Origin of the sequence: Maribacter vaceletii (genome assembly GCF_003634105.1) — a bacterium.
GTDB classification, from domain to species: Bacteria; Bacteroidota; Bacteroidia; order Flavobacteriales; family Flavobacteriaceae; genus Maribacter_B; species Maribacter_B vaceletii.
Genome location: NZ_RBIQ01000007.1, coordinates 1,264,133 through 1,286,120, shown reverse-complemented (window position 1 = coordinate 1,286,120; position 21,988 = coordinate 1,264,133). Strand labels below are relative to the sequence as shown.

At 31.9% G+C, this 21,988-nt stretch carries 19 protein-coding genes; 13 read left to right on the top strand and 6 right to left on the bottom strand.

The annotated features are described in order from the left end of the window. Window positions 1-8: 8 nt before the first annotated feature. Window positions 9-365: a hypothetical protein gene (locus CLV91_RS05230; RefSeq protein WP_121064661.1), complete on the bottom strand. Its 357-nt coding sequence runs from the start codon at window positions 363-365 to the stop codon at window positions 9-11. Window positions 366-451: 86 nt separating this feature from the next. On the opposite strand from CLV91_RS05230, the gene CLV91_RS05225 reads away from it, so the two are divergent. Next, window positions 452-952 carry a CvpA family protein gene (locus tag CLV91_RS05225; protein WP_121064659.1) on the top strand — a complete coding sequence of 167 codons (501 nt, stop codon included), beginning with the start codon at window positions 452-454 and terminating at the stop codon, window positions 950-952. Window positions 953-1,106: 154 nt separating this feature from the next. After that, window positions 1,107-1,547: a hypothetical protein gene (locus CLV91_RS05220; RefSeq protein WP_121064657.1), complete on the top strand. Its 441-nt coding sequence runs from the start codon at window positions 1,107-1,109 to the stop codon at window positions 1,545-1,547. A gap of 22 nt (window positions 1,548-1,569) precedes the next feature. Here CLV91_RS05220 and CLV91_RS05215 read toward each other — a convergent pair whose 3' ends face one another. Then, window positions 1,570-7,086 (bottom strand): alpha-2-macroglobulin family protein, encoded by a 5,517-nt coding sequence (locus CLV91_RS05215; protein ID WP_121064655.1) that lies wholly within the window; start codon window positions 7,084-7,086, stop codon window positions 1,570-1,572. A 301-nt stretch (window positions 7,087-7,387) separates the two neighbouring features. Between CLV91_RS05215 and CLV91_RS05210 the strand changes: the two genes are divergently transcribed. The 6 genes from CLV91_RS05210 to CLV91_RS05185 all read left to right on the top strand — a co-directional run bounded on the left by CLV91_RS05210 (window position 7,388) and on the right by CLV91_RS05185 (window position 12,252). Next, window positions 7,388-7,864, top strand: a complete 477-nt coding sequence (locus tag CLV91_RS05210) for a CAP domain-containing protein (RefSeq protein ID WP_121064653.1) — start codon at window positions 7,388-7,390, stop codon at window positions 7,862-7,864. Between the two features lie 88 nt (window positions 7,865-7,952). Next, a complete protein-coding gene (locus CLV91_RS05205; RefSeq protein ID WP_121064651.1) occupies window positions 7,953-8,492 on the top strand; it encodes a 3-hydroxyanthranilate 3,4-dioxygenase in 540 nt (179 codons plus the stop codon). Further along, a complete protein-coding gene (locus tag CLV91_RS05200) occupies window positions 8,493-8,864 on the top strand; it encodes a DUF1304 domain-containing protein (protein WP_121064649.1) in 372 nt (123 codons plus the stop codon). Between the two features lie 83 nt (window positions 8,865-8,947). Next, window positions 8,948-10,498 carry an L-piperidine-6-carboxylate dehydrogenase gene (gene amaB, locus CLV91_RS05195; RefSeq protein ID WP_121064647.1) on the top strand — a complete coding sequence of 517 codons (1,551 nt, stop codon included), beginning with the start codon at window positions 8,948-8,950 and terminating at the stop codon, window positions 10,496-10,498. 217 nt (window positions 10,499-10,715) lie between these two features. Next, the gene (locus CLV91_RS05190; RefSeq protein ID WP_121064645.1) at window positions 10,716-11,621 is read left to right on the top strand and encodes an OmpA family protein; all 906 of its coding nucleotides are present in this window, start codon (window positions 10,716-10,718) and stop codon (window positions 11,619-11,621) included. Between the two features lie 28 nt (window positions 11,622-11,649). Further along, entirely contained in the window at window positions 11,650-12,252 is a 603-nt protein-coding gene (locus CLV91_RS05185) for a hypothetical protein (protein ID WP_121064643.1), read from the top strand. 72 nt (window positions 12,253-12,324) lie between these two features. Here the strand turns inward: CLV91_RS05185 and CLV91_RS05180 are convergent, their stop codons facing one another. Both CLV91_RS05180 and CLV91_RS05175 read right to left on the bottom strand, forming a co-directional pair. Next, window positions 12,325-13,320 carry an acyl-ACP desaturase gene (locus CLV91_RS05180; RefSeq protein WP_121064641.1) on the bottom strand — a complete coding sequence of 332 codons (996 nt, stop codon included), beginning with the start codon at window positions 13,318-13,320 and terminating at the stop codon, window positions 12,325-12,327. A gap of 64 nt (window positions 13,321-13,384) precedes the next feature. Further along, complete coding sequence (locus CLV91_RS05175; RefSeq protein ID WP_121064639.1) at window positions 13,385-14,110, bottom strand: metallophosphoesterase family protein; 726 nt, start codon at window positions 14,108-14,110, stop codon at window positions 13,385-13,387. Between the two features lie 161 nt (window positions 14,111-14,271). Between CLV91_RS05175 and CLV91_RS05170 the strand changes: the two genes are divergently transcribed. Next, window positions 14,272-15,219, top strand: a complete 948-nt coding sequence (locus tag CLV91_RS05170) for a carbohydrate kinase family protein (RefSeq protein WP_121064637.1) — start codon at window positions 14,272-14,274, stop codon at window positions 15,217-15,219. Here CLV91_RS05170 and CLV91_RS05165 read toward each other — a convergent pair. Both CLV91_RS05165 and CLV91_RS05160 read right to left on the bottom strand, forming a co-directional pair. Then, window positions 15,216-16,355: an ATP-binding protein gene (locus CLV91_RS05165; protein ID WP_121064635.1), complete on the bottom strand. Its 1,140-nt coding sequence runs from the start codon at window positions 16,353-16,355 to the stop codon at window positions 15,216-15,218. The two genes, CLV91_RS05170 and CLV91_RS05165, sit on opposite strands and share 4 nt — an antisense overlap. Beyond that, window positions 16,352-17,107, bottom strand: a complete 756-nt coding sequence (locus CLV91_RS05160; protein WP_121064633.1) for an SDR family NAD(P)-dependent oxidoreductase — start codon at window positions 17,105-17,107, stop codon at window positions 16,352-16,354. The genes CLV91_RS05165 and CLV91_RS05160 overlap by 4 nt, the downstream gene beginning before the upstream one ends. A 247-nt stretch (window positions 17,108-17,354) precedes the next feature. On the opposite strand from CLV91_RS05160, the gene CLV91_RS05155 reads away from it, so the two are divergent. The 4 genes from CLV91_RS05155 to CLV91_RS05140 all read left to right on the top strand — a co-directional run bounded on the left by CLV91_RS05155 (window position 17,355) and on the right by CLV91_RS05140 (window position 21,985). After that, a complete protein-coding gene (locus CLV91_RS05155) occupies window positions 17,355-18,356 on the top strand; it encodes an AAA family ATPase (RefSeq protein WP_121064631.1) in 1,002 nt (333 codons plus the stop codon). A 98-nt stretch (window positions 18,357-18,454) separates the two neighbouring features. Continuing rightward, a complete protein-coding gene (locus CLV91_RS05150; RefSeq protein WP_121064629.1) occupies window positions 18,455-19,321 on the top strand; it encodes a DUF58 domain-containing protein in 867 nt (288 codons plus the stop codon). A 6-nt stretch (window positions 19,322-19,327) separates the two neighbouring features. After that, entirely contained in the window at window positions 19,328-20,986 is a 1,659-nt protein-coding gene (locus CLV91_RS05145) for a BatD family protein (protein ID WP_121064627.1), read from the top strand. Beyond that, entirely contained in the window at window positions 20,987-21,985 is a 999-nt protein-coding gene (locus tag CLV91_RS05140) for a vWA domain-containing protein (protein ID WP_121064625.1), read from the top strand. Window positions 21,986-21,988: the final 3 nt, after the last annotated feature.

The following is a 21,988-nucleotide window of genomic DNA, read 5'->3' as shown; positions in this document are numbered from 1 at the left end:
CTCATTATTTATACTATATATTCTTTCTCAAGAAAATAACCCACAATTGCTTCTTTCATTAATACGGATTGTTCTCCTGCTTTTAAAGCAGGTAATTCTTCTACAACAATATAATGAGGCCAACCTTCTTCATCAAAAAAATCAAATTTATAATATCCATAAGGCTCTAATAACCTGCAGATAGCAATGTGCATTAAATTCAATTTTTCGTCTTTCTTATACTTCTTATCATATTGTCCTAATTCTTGTATACCAACTAAATAAATAATGGCATCTAAATCTAAGGTATCCCCATCTGCAAATTGTTTAGAAAGTTTTTCTACTAAATCTTTCCAGCGCTCTTTTAACTCTATATCTCTAGACATTATTTATTTTTTTAACCTGTAGTCTTTTATTTTTAAAAAATCAAAGGTACAAATCAAAGTTTTATATTTGTCTAAATTAAACAGGCATGGCTATATTAGATATTGTTTTAGGAATATTACTTATTTGGGGTCTTTATAAAGGTCTTAAAAATGGCCTTTTTGTTGAAATTGCTTCTATAATTGCTCTTATTGCAGGAATTTATGGTGCTATACATTTTTCATACATAACTGGCGATTATTTAGCAGAACATATGCAATGGAATGCTCACTACATGAATGTTGCCTCCTTTATAATTACTTTTGTTGCTATAGTTATATTGGTCCATGTTGCTGGGAAATTACTAACTAAAGTAGCAGATTTTGCTATGTTAGGTTTTTTAAACAAAGTGGCTGGAGCTTTATTTGGAGCTTTAAAAGTTGCTGTAATTGTTGGGGCTTTATTGGTATTCTTTGACCGTATGAATAATACACTAAATTTTATTAGTGATGATGCTAAAAAAGAATCTATACTCTATGAGCCAATAAAAGAAATTGGTGCTTTTGTTTTTGATACTGTTTTACCTGAAAAAGCAGATGAAAAACTATAAATTAAAAAACGTTTTGTCCTACAAATTTTGTTATTTCTAAATCTTTTTATCTTAATATTACATTAGGCAGACTTTTTTCGTTTTTAACCGATTAAATGTAATAAATACATTAACATTCTTTTCTTTTGCTTTTAGAACAGCAGTACACTATACTTTGAAAAGAATAAAAGAGTATTTTTTTTACAAAAAACCCCTTCATATTTTAAGTTATGATTTTGGGGATTTTTACTTGTACGATAATTTTATTGTTGGCGAAGTAAAAGAGGATGTTGTTATTTCTTGGGAAGCACAAGGAAAATTTTTAGTAGATGAATTTCTAAGTATTTATCAAGATAAATCTCAAGATTTAATTTACATAAGTCATCGTATTAATGACTATTCCGTGGTTCCGTCTGATTGGTTAAAGTTTAAAAACCATGATGTTAAATTCAGGGGATACGGTATAGTTAGTTATACCAAAAGAGGTTTTTTTAATGGTATGTTAGAGAAAGTTTTTATGCCTAAACTACAAACTTTTACTTCTCTAAAAGAGGCTTTAGTATGGGCTAAAACCTCCGAATCTGTTTTAGTAGACAGTTCTTTTTATATGCTGTAAATACCTATTTATTTTCATAAAATTACTGCACCACCTTTACCCATTGCCCTTTAGTACGTACCATATAATCATTATTATACATGGCTTCTGCTTGTACTCCTGGTAAATAGTACGTTCCTAAATAAGAAGCATTAAGTAATACTCTAAAGGTTTTGCTTTCTTTAGGTTTCATATCAAAATAAAAATTAGCTCTATCATCTCTTATATCTGTATGGGTTACATTATTCTCCGCAAAACTTCCAAAGTCTGTAAATCTGGTATTTACAATTTCCCACCCACTTGGAAATATCTGAGACATTGCCATGTCTTTTAATTTAGAACTAGATGTATTGGTAATGGTAACCTCAGCAACAAAATCTGTTCCCTGCTGTATTTCAGCTATCTCTAATGTAGAGCCATTTCTATTTTTATATACCACATTTGCTGTAAGGTTTTGTGTAATTATTTTTTCTTCTCCTACAGGTAAAATACCATTGGTAACTATACTCACATAAACAGTATTCCCTTCTTTATTTTTAATGGTAACTGTATTAGTCCCTTTTTTAATTTCAAAATTCCTATTTACTAGTGTTTTAGAAGTACTTATTTTATCTGATTTTCCATTTACAGAGATACTTGTACTAATACCTTTACCACCAACCATATCGGCAAACTTTGCCATACTTAATAAGCTATAAGCAGTTTCTTGAGTGCTTAACCATCTTTTTTCAGATAACACCATTGCAATTTCTTTTGCTAATTGTTGCGCTTTCATTTTATCCTCTACTAATACAACTGTTTCTAATGCCATTGCCTTATTTCGTAAAGAAGAGCCATAGGTATAATACGAGTTCTTTTTCTTAACAAACTCCCATTTTGCTTTTAACAATAAATCTTTTGCTACTTTTACTTGTCCTATTTGTGCATAGGCTGCTGCTAATTTAAAATAGGCATCATTAGACAATTCTTTAGTTTCTCTTAATCTGTTCATAGAAGCTACATCTGCATTTCCAGAAAGAGCCAAGGTATATAAACGATACGCTTGCGCTAAGGAAGAACTTGAGTTTCCTGAACGCCACTGCTTTGCTATTTGTTTTTGATAATTTACCCAACTAGATTTAAACCCTATTGGCAATACATAACCCCTTTTTTCTGCTTCTAGTAAAAAGTGCCCTGCATAGGTTGTTCCCCAATCATTAGCTTGTTTTTGTCCTGGCCAATAGCCTAAGCCTCCGTTAGCTAATTGAAAACCTCCTAGTCTTTTAATAGCACTTTCTATATTTTGCTGAATTCGTTTTTTCTTGTTAGAAGTAACATCAAAAATGGAAGTTAAAAACAACTGTGGAAAAGCTCCCGATGTTGTTTGTTCTACACAGCCATGCGGATAACGAATAAGTTGTTGCATGCGCCCATTAAAATTCATTGCTGGTAAGGTAGAAAACTCAACATCTACAGAGTTGCTTTCGTTAATTCCAAAAGACTCTAAAGAAATTGTTTGTTCTGCATTAGCATCTAAAACAATTTGTTCTGTTTTAGAGGTCATAGGGTTAGGATTAACTACATCTATAGGAATTTCAAAAGATGCTTTTTCGCCATTACCAGATGCTTCAACCACTACCTTTCCTATTCCTTTAAAATCCGAAACATTTAGCGTAAAATATGCCATCTTTTCATCGGGTTCTGAGAAACTCAACGATTGTGATGCTCCTCCTTCTACCGTAAAAGCTTTGTCTTGTTTTATTTTTAAAGTAACATTCTTAATTTTCTTTTCCATGGCAAATACAGTAACAGGAAGTGTTACTTTTTCACCTGGTGTAATTTTCCTTGGTAAAGAAGCCAAAATCATTAATGGCTTACGTACAGGAGTAGTTTTTTCTAAAATACCATATGCTTCCTTACTAACATCACCAGCAACAACCATAGTACGAACAGAACCAACATATTTTGGAATCTTTATTTTATGGGTTTTAGATTTTCCTTCTTTTAACTCAAACGGTCCTAAATGCACCACCATAGGGGCAAATCTATTTGCTTTTTTATTTTTAGCCCCTGCTAATTCATCATCTCCACCAATGGCAAATACCTGATTTATTTTACCTCTAAAAGCCCCAATAACATCATCATAAACATCCCAAGTTTTTACTCCCAATGCTTCTTTAGCATAAAAGGTATTCCATGGGTTTGGAGTTTTAAATCGGGTTAAATCTAATAAACCTTCATCTACAATAGCAATGCTATACGACATTGCTTTTCCTTTGTTTTCCTTTACCGTAAGTTTTATTTCTTCTTCTGGTCTTAGAACATCTGGCATTTTTACAACAGGTTGCAATTTAGTTTCCGGATTTTCTACTGCTATTGGCACTAAACCATACAAACGAATAGGACTATCATTTAAAGTACTTGCATGCGGCTGTAATAAGGTAATATGAATAAAAACATTTGGTGTATATAATTGGGTTATTGGCAATGTAAATTTAGTTTCTCCTTTGGTAGCTTCTACCCAAAGAGATTCTAAAACCTCACTTCCGTTTTCTATAGTAACTAAAGCTCTCCCACCTTCCGAACTTGGGAATGATACTGTTGCATTTTCACCAACTTTATAGTTTTCTTTATCTGTAGAGAAAGATAACATTGTTGCTGCAGAAGGGTCATTTTTTTTAGATTTTCCTGCCCAACCTGGCCAATCTACATATACTGCTTTACCAGTTGCATGACCACCTTTGGTGTCTTCTACACGTACTAAATAACGCCCCCAGTCTGGGTATTTAAGTTCAAACTCAAAACTTCCTTTCCCGTTAGAACCTGTACTAATTGTTTTTGAAAAAATCTCATCTCTATATTGACTACTACTATAGGACGATAAATTATCTGCAGAAGTATCCCACCACCATCTCCAGTTTACTTTATGGATTGTTACTTTAAGGTTTTTAGTTGCTTTTGGTTTACCATTTTCATCTACAGAAACCACTTCAAATTTATGCTTAACATCTGTTAAAAGCATACCTCTTCTTTTATCTCCTTTTGGGGCATTTAAACCAATGTACGTAGCATATGGCGAATATTCTTTTGTAAAAACATCGGTACTAAAATCGCCGCCATTTTCATACACCTTTGTTATGAATGCTGCATTTAGCATACCTGGCGCCTTTGCTGTTAACTGTGGATTTACATTAAATTTTGCTTTTCCTTCTCCATTAATCTTCCCATTAAACACTACTTGTTCTTCACTAGAAAAATTACGTGAAGGGTCATCAAAAACATATCCAGGAAAAGTCTTGAAAGTTGTGGCTTTAGAATTAAATTTTCCTGTAATATCTGCTTTTAAATTTTTGGCAATTGCTCCGTGTAACCACTTTACTTCAATCTCACCATCTATTGGAGATTTACTAGATAATACCTCTTTATCAAACGCTGTTTTTATTTTTAAGCGGTTTGGCTTTATAGTTTCTATCTTAAGAGTTTTCGTAAAAGATGTACCACCAACAGAAACCTTTGCTAACCAATTTCCTGTTACTGCGTTCTCGTCTGTCTTTAAATTAAAATGGTAAAAATTTTGTGTGCCATTTGTTTTTACTTCCCTATGAACAACACTATTATATGGATCTAAAAGTTCTAATTTAACCGGATGATTTTCAGGAAGTTTATTCGCATTATCATTCAACATAAAAGAAAGATAAATTTTATCTCCAGGGCGCCATACGCCTCTTTCTGCAAAAATAAAACCTTTAATTCCCTTTTGTAATTGCACACCAGAAACATTAAACTTACTTACAGAAAGTGCATTACCGTCATTAAGTTTTATATAATTTTTTTGACCATTACTTTCTACAATTGCAAAAAAGGCTAGTTTATCTGAATCAAAAAATGAGATTCCTTTTTCATCTGTAGTAACTTTTCCTACTTCTTGTTGTTGGTAATTATAAAAAGTAACTTTTGCGCCTGCAATTGGCTTTGTACTCACAATATCATTTACAGCAATAAAATAACTTTTATTAAGGCCTTTTTTCACAGTAACCCCTATATCTGTAGCCAAAACATTTATACCAATTTTTTTATTATAATAATAGGATGTGTTACAAGGGTTTTCTCTCTCGGACCAATTATAATTGTAGTAATAGTCGTTATAATAATTTTCTACTCCATCCCAAGAGCTATCCTCTTGCTCTTCATCAAAACTATCTGTTGGGTCTTCTGCCTCAAAATTTGTAGAACTACAGGTATACAAACTATAGGTTCCTTTATATGTAAATTCTACTCTATAAATTGCACCTACTTCTGGAGTAATAATAGACTTTAAATCTAACGCATGTGCTTTCCACTTTCCAATATTATTAGATAATTTACTTACTAAATCAATTTTTTTAGTAATAATTGGTCTTGCTACACTTCTTAAATTACCTTGTCCGTTTATGTTATTATTTTGTAAAAATTGTAGTATGTTATTTTCATAAATTTTAAGAACCGTAACATCTACTGCTTTTAAATTTACAGCTTCAAAATTAATCTTAAGATTATTAGATGAAGGTAAAATAGTACCGTTTGAAAGCAATCTAACTTGTGGTTTTATCTCTTCAAAAGCCACACGTTCTTTATATTTAGATTTTAGTTTATAGCCATCTGTACTTTCAATACCATCAAAAACCTCTAATTGGGCCGTTCCGTTCATTTCTTTAGATGGGTATACTTTTAATATGTTCCCGTCTACAGAATATTTTGGTTTATCATCGCCTTCTAAAACGACTAAACCTTTAAAGTTTTGACTTTTTTTAATTGGATCCGAGAAATTTAATATGATAATTTGATTCTCAGAAGTATCTAAAGTAACATCTAGAATAGTAAAATTATTTTTTCCAGCAATAGAAATTTTATTTTCACCTTCACTTTCTATATCTAATTCTTTTCCAGACCATGTAACTAAAAGTTCACTGTCTTCTTTAAAACGCTGAATGCTATCTATTGTAAAAGAAAACTGAGTTCCTTCTTTTAAGCCACCATCAAACTTTGGGGTTATTTTTTTTCCTTTATGTGTAATACGTACTAAGTTTTTAGCATTTTCTAAAGTAAGTACATCAGAACTTCGTAATTGCCCGTTTATATACTGGTAGTTTTTAGAGTAAGATTGTATTGCATTTGTATAAATATTAAACTGCTGTTTTAATGTTTTTACTCCAAAAGACATTTCTCTTAATTCTTTAGGTAGGTCTGGTAAAATAGTTTCTATGTCTAGTGTAAAAGCATAATCTGTATCCTGTTTAAATGCTTTCTCTGGAACAAAAGCAATTGTCCTATTATCTAAAGCAATTACTTTACCTGCCGTTTTAGGAGAAACTTTAAATAAACTTTTATCTAACTCTAACCCATTTTCCCAACCTTCTATAGGGGTATTAAATACGACTCTAACATCTGATTTTACTGAAATTATTCCATGACTTACTTCCGAAATGTAATCTTGATACTTACTTAAATCATTAAATGTATCCGATGTATTTTTTTGCTTAGAATTACAGCTTATTAAAATAATTAGAAAGAAAAAAAGATAAAAAATAGACTTACTATTCATGAAATTATATTTTATGTAAAAGTAACGGAGTTTTTAACACATAACATCCCTGTTTTCATTGAAAAACAAAGAAAACTTACAAATGGTGAAACGTTTTTATTGTCCGAAAAATTATACACTTTATCTAAAAAGAAGTATTTCATCGAAAAAATGTAAATTTTAATAGAACCAATACAATAATTCTTTAATATTACAATCGTTAATAGTTTCCCCTTATTAACATAGAACTTAAGAAATCCCCTTTCTTAATAATAGTACCTACTTCTGTTAGAGAACAACCTACTTACAAATAGAACATTATATGAAAATGAGTATGCAAAAAGCATTCTTAGTTTTATTTGTATTTGTGGCTTTCTCTTGCACAAAAGAAACCACTGAGGATACAAACTTTATAGAAGCTAAGAACGTAGAAGAAATAGAATCACAATTACTTTCTATTGTAAATGAATATAGGTCAGATCAGGGGAAAACAATATTAACTTATAGTACTGTTGCTCATGAACAGGCAAATAAACATAATGATTATATGATTTCTAAAGGAAACATAAGTCATGACAATTTTAGTTCTAGAGCTACCGCTATATCTACAGAATTAGAAGTAGAATACGTGGCCGAAAATGTAGCAAAAGATTACAAAACTGCTAATGAAGCCTTTAAAGGCTGGCTTGGTAGTTCTAGTCATAAAAAAACTATGGAAGGAGAATTTACACATACAGCAGTGAGTGTAAAAAAAGACATAAATAACAATTTGTTTTATACACAACTCTTCTTTAGATAAAAGACAGTAAAGACATTTTGTTTTATTAATTTTATAACATCAGCATATTGCTGGTGTTTTTTTATCTCTAATATTTAAAAAATACAAAATGCCTATACAAGCTCCTTTTAATCTTACTACATGGATCTCTGAAAACAGAGAGTTATTAAAACCGCCTGTTGGAAACAAAAACCTATATAAAGATGCAGGAGATTATATTGTAATGATTGTTGCTGGACCAAACGCAAGAAAGGATTACCACTACAATGAAACCGAAGAATTATTTTATCAATTAGAAGGGAATATAGAAGTACATATACAAGAAGATGGTGAAAAGAAAACCATGAAGCTTGGCCCAGGAGATATGTATTTACACCCAGCTAAAGTACCACATTCTCCAGTACGCCATGAAAACTCTATAGGGTTAGTTATTGAACGTAAAAGAGTTGACTTAGAAGCCGAAGATGGCTTATTATGGTTTTGCGATAATTGTAATCATAAATTATATGAAACCTATTTTAAGTTACATAATATTGAAAAAGATTTTCTAAAACATTTTAAACACTTTTATGGTTCTCCAGAGTTACTTACCTGTGATAATTGTGGAACAAAAATGCCCGTGGATGAAAGATTTACTAAAGAAAATTAAATGGAAGTAGTTGCTAAAATTTTAATAGGGATAATTGCCTTTTTACATTTTTACTTTCTTTGGTTAGAAATGTTTGCTTGGACAACTAAAGGAAAGAAAGTATTCAGAAATTTTCCATCAGATTTATTTGAACCCACAAAATCTATGGCGGCAAACCAAGGCCTCTACAATGGTTTCCTAGCTTCTGGACTTATATGGACATTCTTTATATCTAATATAGAATGGTCCACTAATATTGCAATTTTCTTTTTAAGTTGTGTTGCAATTGCTGGTATTTATGGCGCAATATCCGTAAGCAAAAAAATATTCTACATACAAGCACTACCCGCAATTGTCGCAATACTTTTACTAGTAGTAAAACGGTTTTTATAACTAAAAAAATAACTGTTAGGATTAACCAGTTTTATTTGTAAATTTGCTAAAAATTTAACAAATAGTATTCAAAAAGTTATAAAATGTCAAAAATAGCAACATTCGGAATACAAGAAGCACTTAAACAATTAGGTGTTACTGAAATTAATGAAGGAACATCTACTGGTTCTAAGAACTTTTCTAATGGAGAAATTATTGAATCTTACTCTCCTGTTGATGGTAAACTAATTGGTAAAGTAAAGGCAACTACCAAAGAAGACTATGATAAAATGATGCAAACTGCTACAGTTGCATTTAAAGAATGGAAAACAAAACCTGCTCCACTTAGAGGAGAAGTTGTTCGCCAATTTGGAGAAAAGTTAAGAGAAAAAAAAGAAGCTTTAGGTAAACTTGTTTCCTATGAAATGGGAAAAAGCTACCAAGAAGGTTTAGGTGAGGTTCAAGAAATGATAGACATTTGTGATTTTGCAGTTGGCTTATCTCGCCAATTACATGGTTTAACTATGCATTCTGAGCGCCCAGGACACAGAATGTATGAACAATACCATCCGCTTGGAGTTGTTGGTATTATTTCTGCTTTTAATTTTCCAGTAGCTGTTTGGGCATGGAACACCGCACTTGCATGGATTTGCGGAGATGTTTGTGTTTGGAAACCTTCTGAAAAAGCTCCAATATGTGGTATAGCATGCCAAAATATTGCTGCCGAAGTTTTTAAAGAAAACGGATTGCCAGAAGGAATATCTAATTTAATAAATGGGGATTATAAAGTAGGAGAAATGCTAACTAAGGATACTCGCGTTCCTTTAATTTCTGCTACGGGTTCTACCAGAATGGGTAAAATTGTTGCTCAAGAAGTAGCAGCTCGTTTAGGAAAGTCTTTATTAGAGTTAGGTGGTAATAATGCTATTATTGTAACTCCAGATGCGGATATAAAAATGACCGTAATCGGAGCTGTTTTTGGCGCTGTAGGAACTGCAGGACAACGTTGTACTTCTACTCGTAGATTAATCATTCATGAAAGCGTATATGACACCGTTAAAGATGCCATTATAAAAGCTTATGGGCAATTAAAAATTGGAAACCCATTAGATGAAACTAACCACGTTGGGCCAGTAATAGATAAAGATGCTGTTAAAATGTATGAAAATGCATTAGAACAAGTTGTTGCAGAAGGTGGTAACATTATAGTAGAAGGTGGTGTGCTTTCTGGAGAAGGCTATGAATCTGGTTGTTATGTAAAACCAGCAATTGCAGAAGCTAAGCCACATTACAAAATTGTACAACATGAAACTTTTGCTCCTGTACTGTACTTATTAAAGTACTCAGGAGACGTACATAATGCTATTGCTATACAAAATGAAGTAGCACAGGGATTAAGTTCTGCTATAATGACTAATAATTTACGTGAAGCAGAAGCTTTCTTATCTGTACAAGGGTCAGATTGTGGTATTGCTAACGTTAATATAGGTACTTCTGGTGCAGAAATTGGAGGCGCATTTGGTGGTGAAAAAGAAACTGGAGGCGGTAGAGAAAGTGGTTCTGATGCTTGGAAAGTTTACATGAGACGCCAAACCAATACTATTAATTATACTACAGAGCTACCTTTAGCACAAGGTATAAAGTTCGATTTATAAACAAAACATAATTCTTTAACAAAAAGCTCTATTACTATTCTATGTAATAGAGCTTTTTATTTGTCATTAAAAAAATATAAAATAGTATTAGTTGTATGTTTATTTAATGTTCTCTAACCGGAAATTAAATGTTACTACCTTGATTTTTAGCTATTCGTAAGATTTTTTTAAGATTTTTTTAATACATTGTAGACTAAACACTAAATGATTATTAACAATGACAAAAACAACTACGAATCTGCTGGGGATTATAATTACCATCCTGGCAGGTATTTATTTTTACATTACGTGCTGCAGTGAATGTGGTGCCGCTGTAAAAGAGGAACCCGCCAAACAAGCCATAGTTCCTGCAGAACCAACCGCAACATCTTACCCCTTTGCGTTTAGTGATGGCGATTATGCGTTTAATGAGAATGATAATTATAACTTTAATGCGTCTGGATCAGAGATTCTTATGCCTTTATCTACAAAAGTAGAAACTGGTATTGCCAGTCTAAAATCTTTTTTAGAAGGGAATGCATCTAAGGTTATAAACATTACTGGATATTACAAAAGTGATGAAACAAACGATTCTGCATTTCCTAATTTAGGGTTGGCAAGAGCTAATGCAGTAAAAAATCATTTAGTTACCAATGGCATTTCTTCTACCCAAATTAACACATTTGGTAGTTTAAAGGATGAGATGGTAGATAAAGACAATGTTTATTTAGGTCCTGTTGCTTATGGTTTAGATTCTAAATCTGAAAACACAGACGATGAATTAAAAGCACTTTATGAAAAAATTAAAGCAAATCCATTAGTGCTTCATTTTAATACCGCACAAGCCTCTATTAACCTTAATGCAGAGCAAAGACAAAAAATAGCAGATATTTCTAGATATTTAGATAAAGTAGCTGGTGCTACTGCTACTATTGTTGGCCATACAGACAATACTGGTAACCGTAATACCAATATAGGTCTAGGACAAGAACGTGCAGACTTTGGTAAAGCATACCTTATAAGAAATGGCATTTCTGGAGATAAAATAAACACCTCTTCTAAAGGGCCAGATAGTCCTGTTGCAACCAATGCTACCGAAGAAGGTAGAGCAGAAAACAGAAGAACCGTAATTACATTAAACTAAATAACAAACAATAAAAAAATTATAAAATATGGATTTTGCAAATATGAACATTTGGTGCTGGTTAATTCCTTTATTAGTAGGAGCAATATGTGCTTACTTAGGCTACCTAATTGGAAAAGGTAAAACAACTACCATAGATAATAGTGCCGATTTAAAATTATTAGAAAATAAAAATGCAAAACTACAAGCAGATTTAGATGCTTGTATTAGTAAACGCTCTTCATTACAAACTGATTTAGATGCTTGTACTGTTAAATTATCTGCTAAAGCTGCTTCTCCTGCTGCTTCAACAGTTTCTTCTTTTGCTGCCGGCGCTGCAATTGCATCTATTCCTTTTGATTCTGATGCCGCAAAAGCTGCATTTGGAAAGAAGATTAAAGAAGACGATTTAAAAGTTGTAGAAGGTATTGGACCAAAAATATCTGGAATGTTTATAGACGCAGGTATTAAAACATGGAAAGCCCTTTCTGAATCTACTGTAGCTGAATGTCAAAAAGTACTTGACGGAGGTGGTGACCGTTATAAAATTCATGATCCAGCTTCATGGCCAATGCAAGCAAAAATGGCTTATGAAGGAAAATGGAAAGAACTTTCTAAGTGGCAAGATGAACATGATCACGGAAAATTATAATATTAAATAACCAACAACAAAAAGCCCAATCAATAATTATTGATTGGGCTTTTTTATACTCTTTAAAGTTTCTTATAATCTACCGTTGGCTTCTACCCACTTAAAATTATACTGATCTTCAGGGAATTTCATACGTTCAGAAATACGTAATAAACGTGCTGGTAATTTCATTAAATAATCTCTTGCTTTTTGAGCTTCATCATTTAAAGACCTTACAGCGTCTATTTCCCAATAGCTATTAAGTTTCTTTAATATTTCTATATAATCATGTGCTGTATAAACTCCTAATCTTTGCGCACAGTTAGAGAAATTTTCAAAAGCTGTCCCTATGCTTCCACCAGATTCTCTAAGAAAATGTGCTGGCATAACAATCTTTTGTTTCATCATATCTGCAAAAGCTATCATCATTCCAGAAGGGTCTTCAGATAAAATAGTTTTTACAAATTCTCTATATGCTAAATGGTGTCTCATTTCATCACCAGCAATAATAGTACACATTTTACCTAAAAGTGCATTCCCTTTTTTCTTAGCCATTTGTCCCACACGTTTGTGCGATATATTTGTTGCTAATTCCTGAAAAGAAGTATATACAAAGTTCTTATAAGGGTCTCTATCTGTTCCAATATCAAAACCATCAGAAAGTAAATGTTGCGTTGTAATTTCTACTTCGCGCATATTTACTCTTCCAGATAAATATAAATATTTGTTTAGTACATCTCCATGTCTATTTTCTTCTCCTGTCCATGCACGTACCCATTTAGACCATCCATTTGCTTTACCGTCATGTTGGTTTACCCCTTCTACGTCCATTAACCAAGACTCGTATGTTGGCAATGCTTCTTCTGTAATAGTATCGGCTACCATAGTAACCCAAAAATCATATCCTAATTCTTTAGACTCTTCACGCAATTGCTTTACGGATTCTAAAAAATTATCGCTCTGTGAATCTGGTAAAAAATCTGTAGGTTGCCAAATCTCTTCAATAGGAATAAGAAAAGAATCTATAAAGCCCTCTACTTTATGCTCTATAGCCTGCATAACTTCTAACCTTATATTTTTTTCAGACATAAATTATTTTTTTGCAAAGTTCGTTAATAATATAGTGTTTTTACCTCTAAAACTACATCTATTTTTAATTTCTTCCCTTTTCTGAAGGATAAAAAGTGTAAACAGGATCACTTTGCCATATTTTCTTACTTTTTATATCAAAAATAGTAAGCGGTCCCTTAAAGGCTGCTCCGGTATCTATATTCCAAACATTTGCAAAATTCTGGGGTGTAGTTTTTCCCATTCTTGTCACAGGCGTATGCCCAATATATATTTCTTTGTAATTTTTTAATCGTGCTGGATAATTTGCATCTTCTTTTTGTAAATCAGGATTTAAAGAAACTGCTAATTCCCATAATGTACGATCCCAATAAAAGGTTTTTGTAAAATACTCATGTTCAATACCTTTTAAGTTTGTGAATCCTGCATGAAGAAAAAGTCTATTTTCTTTATCTAAATAATAGTTTTTTAATTCCTCATAAAAGGCAATATGCCTGTTTTTAGTTTCTTCAGAAACTGTAGCATAAGAGTTAGAAGTTGCTGTTCCTCCATGTTGCAGCCACACAGGATTATGTTCTTCTTTTACTAACCAATCTAAACATAACTCATCATGGTTGCCTCTTAAATAAATACAGGTATGTGTTTTCTTTAATTCTAGTAAAAATTCTACTGTTTCTACAGCTTCACTCCAGCCATCTACATAATCTCCTAAAAAAATTAAGGTGTCTTCTGGAGTTACTTCTGCTTTTTCTAAAACTTGTTGCAGTGCCTTTAATCCAGAATGTATGTCTCCTATTACTAATGTTCTCATGGTACAAAAATCGTAATTATGATCAGGAATATCCTATTTTAAACATTTAAAAAACTTTTTTTAACCTAAGCATTACAAACGAAAATTATAACACCCTAAATATTTATAAAGGAACAGATATATTTTTATAACTACTTTAGCGTTATCTGAAAAAGGATAAAATGAAAAGAGTATTCTGTATTGGAGAATTATTGATTGATTTTATTGCTAAAACTGAAAAAAACAATTTGGGGAAGGCAAAAGATTTTTCTAGAAACCCTGGTGGAGCTCCTGCAAATGTGGCCTGTGCTATCAGTAAACTTGGAGGCTTAAGTAAGTTTATTGGTAGCGTTGGTAAGGATTCTTTTGGAAGTTATTTATTAGAAGTGCTTAAAGACAATAATGTAGATGTAACTCTAGCGCAAAGGAGTGATGCTTTTACAACGCTTGCTTTTGTTTCTTTAGATGAAAAAGGAGAGCGTGATTTTGTTTTTAGCAGAGGAGCTGATGAAAAATTGAAGTATGATTCTTGTATTAAAAAAGAATTTAATAATAACATAGTTCATTTTGGTGCTGCAACTGCCTTGTTAGGGGGTAAATTAGAAGATGCTTATAACCGTTACTTTTTTGATGCGCTTACGCAAAATACGTTTAGAAGTTTTGACCCAAATTTTAGAAGTGATTTATGGAATAACCAAACGGATGTTTTCATAAAAAAATGCCTGCCTTTTATTCAAAAGTCGCATTTATGTAAGTTTAGTTTAGAAGAAGCGCAATTACTTTCTGGAGAAACCAACCCAATAGATTGCTCTTGTGTATTACATGAAATTGGTGCCGAGGTTATTGTTATAACGTTAGGCAAAAAAGGAACATTACTCAGTACTAAGAAAAAACAACAAACTATACCAACTATAGAGGTTAATACCGTAGATACTACTGGTGCCGGCGATGCTTTTATTGGTTGTTTACTATACCAAATAGCTTCTTTAAACTCTACTTCTACTATTATGGAAGATTTTAGTTTATTAACCGAAATGGTAAAAAAAGCTAATAAAGCGGGAGCTTATAGCACTACTGGTTATGGGGCAATTTCTTCTTTACCAAACCATAATGCTGTTTTTAATTCTTAATTATTATACTGCACCTTACGTAAAATTCGTAATGAAGCTTTAAGGTCATTATAAATTTTTCTATCCATTTTTTTAAGTAGCGGTCTTGCTTTGTCCATCTTCTCTTTTGCCTCTTCAAAATTATTTAAATAACATATTAAAAAAGTAGCAGGCAATTGTTTTAAATCTTCTAATTCGGATCCTTTTAAACCAATTCCTTTTTTTATTTTCGAAAGTAGCGTATTGTTCGTATTATAAATATGATGCAAATCTTCTTTATTATACTGTGGCGGATTAAATATTAATGTACTTTTTATGGCATACTTTCCATTGTCATTAAAAGTAATGGTAACCTCTTCTAAAGGATAATATTTTACTTTATTTCCTAAACCTAATTGCACATATTCTGTAGTAGTAAAAGAGTCATTGGTATAGGTAATTGTTACCTCATCTAAGGTGGAATAAAATAACTTTACTTGCTCGTTTATAAGCTCTATATCTACCCTAGAAAAGTAGGTTTCTTCTTTTACTTTTTTAATATTACCAGCCCAACAAACTACAAACTGTTCTTTAAAAACTTTATAGTTACTTTCTAAATCTTTATGCCTATTATTTATAAAATCTATAACCCCATCTAAAGTTAGCTCTATATTGTTTTTGGCATGTTTTTCTATTGTTGCAACAGTTTCCGAATTATTATCTATTAGTTCTATATCATAGGCCTTTGGCAAGCTTATACTGCCTTCTCTAAAAAAAACAGAACCTCCATAATATTTCCAAATATTTTTTCGAAGAGAACATACTTTTCCGTTAGAAGATACGGTTACTAAACCCACTACTTTACCTTCCGGTAAATGGGGAAAAGGAATGTTTTCATAAGCTATTAGTGGCGGGTTATCTAGATAAGCATTTACTAAGTTTTGAATCTTGCTATCATCAAAAAAATCTACTCCTACAATTTTATTATCCTCATCTTCTACTCCAATTACTATAAAAGAATTATTCTTAGGATTACTATTAGCTAAGGCACACACGTGTTTTAAAAACTTGCCTTTCCCTTCTTTTTCTCCAATGTTTATAAAGCGTTTTTTATCATAAAAACTATTCTCATCATTATGAGCAAGAAGATTTTTTACTAATAGCCTTTTATTAATCATAACTCCTTATTCACTATTGTACTACTAGCTTGTGCTGTTGGCATAACTACTAAATCTGCAATATTAACATGGTAAGGACGCGTAACTGCAAAATGAATAATATCTGCAATATCTTCTGGTTTTAAGGGTGTAAATCCTTTATACACCGTATTTGCTTTTTCTTTATCGCCTTTAAAACGAACCTCACTAAACTCGGTTTCTACAAGTCCTGGGTTTATAGCTCCTACTTTTATTCCATATTTATTAAGGTCTATTCGCATACCTTGGTTCAAAGCATCAACAGCATGTTTACTTGCACAATACACATTACCATTTGGGTACACCTCTTTACCAGCGGTAGAACCAATATTAATAATATGCCCGCTTTTGTTAGCTATCATTTTTGGAATAATTGCTTTAGATATATAAAGTAGTCCTTTTACATTAATATCTAACATTGCATCCCAATCTTCAATATTTCCTTGTTCAACAGAATCTAATCCATGTGCATTTCCTGCATTATTTATTAAAATATCAATCTTAGAAAAATCTTCGGGCAAAGTGTTTATTGCATTGTGTACAGCGTGCTTATCTCTTATATCAAAAGAAAGAATATGTACCTTAACTTTTTCATTTAAAGCTTTTTGTATTTCTTTTAACCTTTCTTTTCTTCGCCCACAAATAATTATGTTTATACCATGTTCTGCAAAAAGAAAAGCTGTTGCTTTACCAATTCCGCTAGTTGCTCCTGTAATTAAAGCTGTTTTATCCATTTTTAAGGTTATATTTAGGCAATAAAATGTGAAATTTAGGATACTCCAAAAAATTAACGAATCTTTAAAAATACCCGTTATACCAAGTTATGGAGTGAAAATAAAAAGAAATGACTTAAAAACTTCATAAAAATAGAGGTTTACCTCATTTTTTAACCAATTGTTAACAGCTAAAGAGTGAATAAATTTTCAATTTGCACTTCTGTTAAAAACAAAATAAAAAAATACCAAAAATATATATAATTATATGGAAGAAAATACCACGGTAGACATTAGCGCAGTGAACGAGAAAATTGCCCAAGAAAGCGCTTTTATTGATCTTCTTATTACAGAAATGAATAAGGTAATTGTGGGCCAAAAACATATGATAGAAAGATTGTTAATTGGTCTTTTAGGGCAAGGGCATATTTTATTAGAAGGTGTTCCTGGATTAGCAAAAACACTTGCTATTAATACGTTATCTAAAGCGGTTAAAGGAAGTTTTAGTAGAATACAATTTACACCAGATTTATTACCTGCCGATGTGGTTGGTACTATGATTTATAACATGAAGTTAAATGACTTTTCTATTAAGAAGGGTCCAATTTTTGCAAACTTTGTGCTAGCAGATGAGATTAACCGTGCTCCTGCAAAAGTACAATCGGCACTATTAGAGGCCATGCAAGAAAAGCAGGTTACTATTGGTGATCAAACTTTTGTATTAGACAAGCCTTTTTTAGTAATGGCAACGCAAAACCCAGTAGAACAAGAAGGAACCTATCCTTTACCAGAAGCACAAGTAGACCGTTTTATGCTAAAAACAGTTATTGATTATCCTAAAATGAATGAGGAGCAAATGGTAATGCGCCAAAATTTATTGGGAAAATACGAAGAAGTGAAACCTGTTGTAAGTGTAAACCAAATTTTAAGTGCCCAAAAAGCAGTTAGAGAAGTTTATATGGATGAGAAAATAGAAAAATATATCCTAGATATTATTTTTGCTACTCGTTATCCAGAAAAATATAACCTAGAGAGTCTTAAGCCACTTATTAATTTTGGTGCATCTCCTAGGGGTAGTATTAACCTTGGAGTTGCTTCTAAATGTTATGCCTTTATTAAAAGAAGAGGGTATGTAATACCAGAAGATGTAAGGGCTGTTGTACATGATGTATTAAGACACCGTATAGGAATTACCTATGAAGCGGAAGCAGAAAACATTACTTCGGAAGAAATAATTAATAAAATTATTAATGAGGTTGAAGTACCTTAGGCACTAGCGTGCCAGTATTAAGTGCAACGTATAGAGAACTAAATTTTCTTAATATTTTGTACTAACTACTTTGTACTAAATGAGCCAACGGCGAATGTATGGATACTAAAGAGTTACTAAAAAAAGTTCGTAAAATAGAAATAAAGACTAGACGTCTTTCTGATAATATTTTTGGAGGAGAATACCACTCTACCTTTAAAGGTCGTGGTATGACATTTAGTGAGGTACGCCAATACCAATTTGGAGATGATGTACGTAGTATAGACTGGAATGTAACTGCAAGATATAACGAACCTTTTGTAAAAGTTTTTGAAGAAGAACGCGAACTTACCATGATGCTTATGGTAGATGTTAGTGGTTCTGAACATTTTGGCTCTAACCAACAATTTAAGAAAGAGGTAATTACTGAAATATCTGCAACACTTGCTTTTTCTGCATTGCAAAATAACGATAAAGTAGGCGTAGTTTTATTTACCGATGAAGTAGAACTTTTTATTCCTCCAAAAAAAGGAAAAACACACGTTTTACGTATTATTAGAGAACTACTAGAATTTCAACCAAAAAGTACTAAAACCAATATTGCAGAAGCATTAAAATATGTTTCTAATGTTATGAAAAAGAAAGCAATAATTTTTGTGCTTTCAGATTTTATAGCAGATGATTATGAAAAAACCTTGAAAATAATAGGTAATAAACATGATGTTACTGGTATAAGAATCTATGATGAAAGGGAAGAAACAATACCAAATTTAGGTATGGTTCAAATGCAAGACGCAGAAACAGGTACAATTAAATTGGTAAACACCCAATCTAAAAAAGTCCGTACAGCGTATAGTAACTTTTACAAAGAACAAGTAAACTATTTTACAAACACCTTTACAAAATCTGGCTGCGGTGTTCTAAGTAGTAGGGTTGATGAAAGTTATGTAAAAAAATTATTAGGTTATTTTAAAAGAAGAGCATAACTACAAATGAGTTATAACAAATTATTTAATAAAGATTTTATTTTATGCTTTTTGCATAAAGTAGTACTGTGTTTATTTTTTATAGGAACCTATTCTAGTTATTCCCAAACAACACCAAAAGTAACTTCTGAAGTAGATGTTACTACATTAAAAATAGGAGAGCAACTACATTTTAAAGTATCTGTAGAGGTAGACTCTACTGCACAAGTAATATTTCCTGAAGGACAAACCTTTTCTCCTCTAGAAACGGTTGAAGCCTTTAAAACAGATACTACAAGAAAAAAAGACCGTGTTACGCTACAAAAAACATATGCTTTAACGCAATTTGATTCTGGTTCTTATAAACTACCACAACAGCGTATAGAAATTAACGGAAAAGGTTTTTTTACAGACTCTTTGCGTATTGAAGTTTCTACAGTAAAAGTAGATACTATTGCGCAAAAAATGTTTGATATTAAACCATTACTTAGTGTAGATAAAAGCAATACTAAATTATGGAAAATAGTACTTGCAATACTATTTGTTTTACTAATTGCAGGCCTTGTATACTGGTTTTTATATAGAAAAAAACCTTTAACAGAAGAAGAAAAAGTAGCACTACTACCTCCTTACGATAGAGCACTATTAGAACTTAAAAAACTAGAGAACTCTAGATATTTAATACAAGACGAATACAAACAATATTACTCTGAACTTACAGATATTGTACGTTCTTATTTAGAGGAAGATGCTAACGTATCTGCTCTAGAAAGTACCACAGATGAGCTTATTTCTAAATTAGAATTACGTAAAGATGCCGGGGAGTTAGATTTGGACCATGAAACCATATCTCAATTTAAAAAAATACTACAAACAGCAGATTTGGTAAAATTTGCCAAATCTAAACCTCCAATTTCTACTGCAGAAAATGACCGTAAAGCTGTAGAACAAATTGTGGTTAAAACACATGAAGCTATTCCGGAACCTTCCGAAGAAGAACTTTTAGAGCAAGCAGAATACCAAGAAGAATTAGCTCGTAAAAAACAAAGAAAAAAGACAATAGTTGCAATAAGTGCTGCATTAGGAGCTGTTATAATTGGTATTGCAGGCATAACAGCATATTATGGGCCAGCTAATACGTGGGACACCATTACAGGAAATCCATCTAAAAAAATGTTAGACAATAAGGAATGGGTTTCTAGTTCTTATGGCTACCCTCCAATTAGTTTAGAAACTCCAGAAGTTCTTATTCGTCAAAAAACAAAAATACCTGCAGAGGCGAAAGAAAAAATAAAAGAGTTACAAACTTTTGCATACACAAACAAAGCTGCTTTATTTACTATTGCAACCACCTCTACCACTTTTACTTCAGAAGAAGAACCTGATTTTCAAAAATCGGTAGAACATTTAATTAAAAACTTTGAGAAAAAAGGAGCAAAAAATATTATTACTAAAAGCGAAGAATTTACCACAATTTCTGGTGTTAAAGGTCTAAAAACTTACGGTAATGCTAAATTTAAAATTCTAGAATCTAAAGAGCTTGTAAAAGGCAACTATATAATATTAAGTTTTGGTGGTAAAGGTTTTCAGCAACAAGTATTGTTAACATGGTTAGCTAATGATACGTATGCTCAAGAAATTATAGATCGTATACTAACCACTGTAGAAGTTAAAACAGAAGCATAAATGTTAGAAAATATATCTTTTGCAAATCCTGAGTTCTTTTGGTTGTTTTTACTACTTCCAATTGCTTTGCTATGGTATTTTTTTAAACGTAAAGAGCAAACAGCTACTTTAAAAATATCTAGTATACAAGGTTTTAATACCTCTAGCATTCTACCAAAACTAAAACCTATTTTATTCTTATTTAGACTGCTAGCTCTTGCAGCAATAATTGTTGCAATGGCAAGACCGCAAACAGAAGATATTTCTACAAGAACAAAAACTACAAAAGGGATTGATATTGTAATGGCAATAGATGTTTCTTCTAGTATGCTTGCTCGCGATTTAAAACCTAACAGATTAACTGCTTTAAAAGAAGTTGCTGCAGATTTTATTAAAAAACGCCCTAGTGACCGTATTGGTATAGTAGAGTACGCAGGTGAAGCCTTTACTAAAACACCTATAACTAGTGACAAATCTATTGTACTAAGTTCCTTAAAAGGAATTACATACGGCCAATTAAATGATGGTACTGCAATTGGTATGGGACTTGCAACCTCTGTAAACAGATTAAAAGAGAGCAAAGCAGTTAGTAAAATAATTATTCTATTAACCGATGGGGTAAATAACTCTGGATTTATAGAACCCCAAACTGCTGCAGATTTAGCTATAGAATTTGGTATAAAAACATATACAATAGGTTTAGGAACAAACGGTAATGCACCCTCTCCAATTGCCTATAATCCTGATGGTTCTTTTAGGTACGGAATGCGACAAGTAGAAATAGATGAAGCTCTCCTAAAAGATATTGCCAAAGTTACTGGTGGCAAATACTTTAGAGCTACTAACAATAAAAAATTAGAAGCTATTTATGACGAAATAAATAAGCTTGAAAAAACGGAAATAGAAGAATTTAAATACTATAAGTACGAAGAAAAATTTAGACCATGGATTTATTTGGCCGGAATACTTCTTTTACTTGAGTGGTTATTAAGAAATACTATATTTAGAAGTTTTGTATAAACT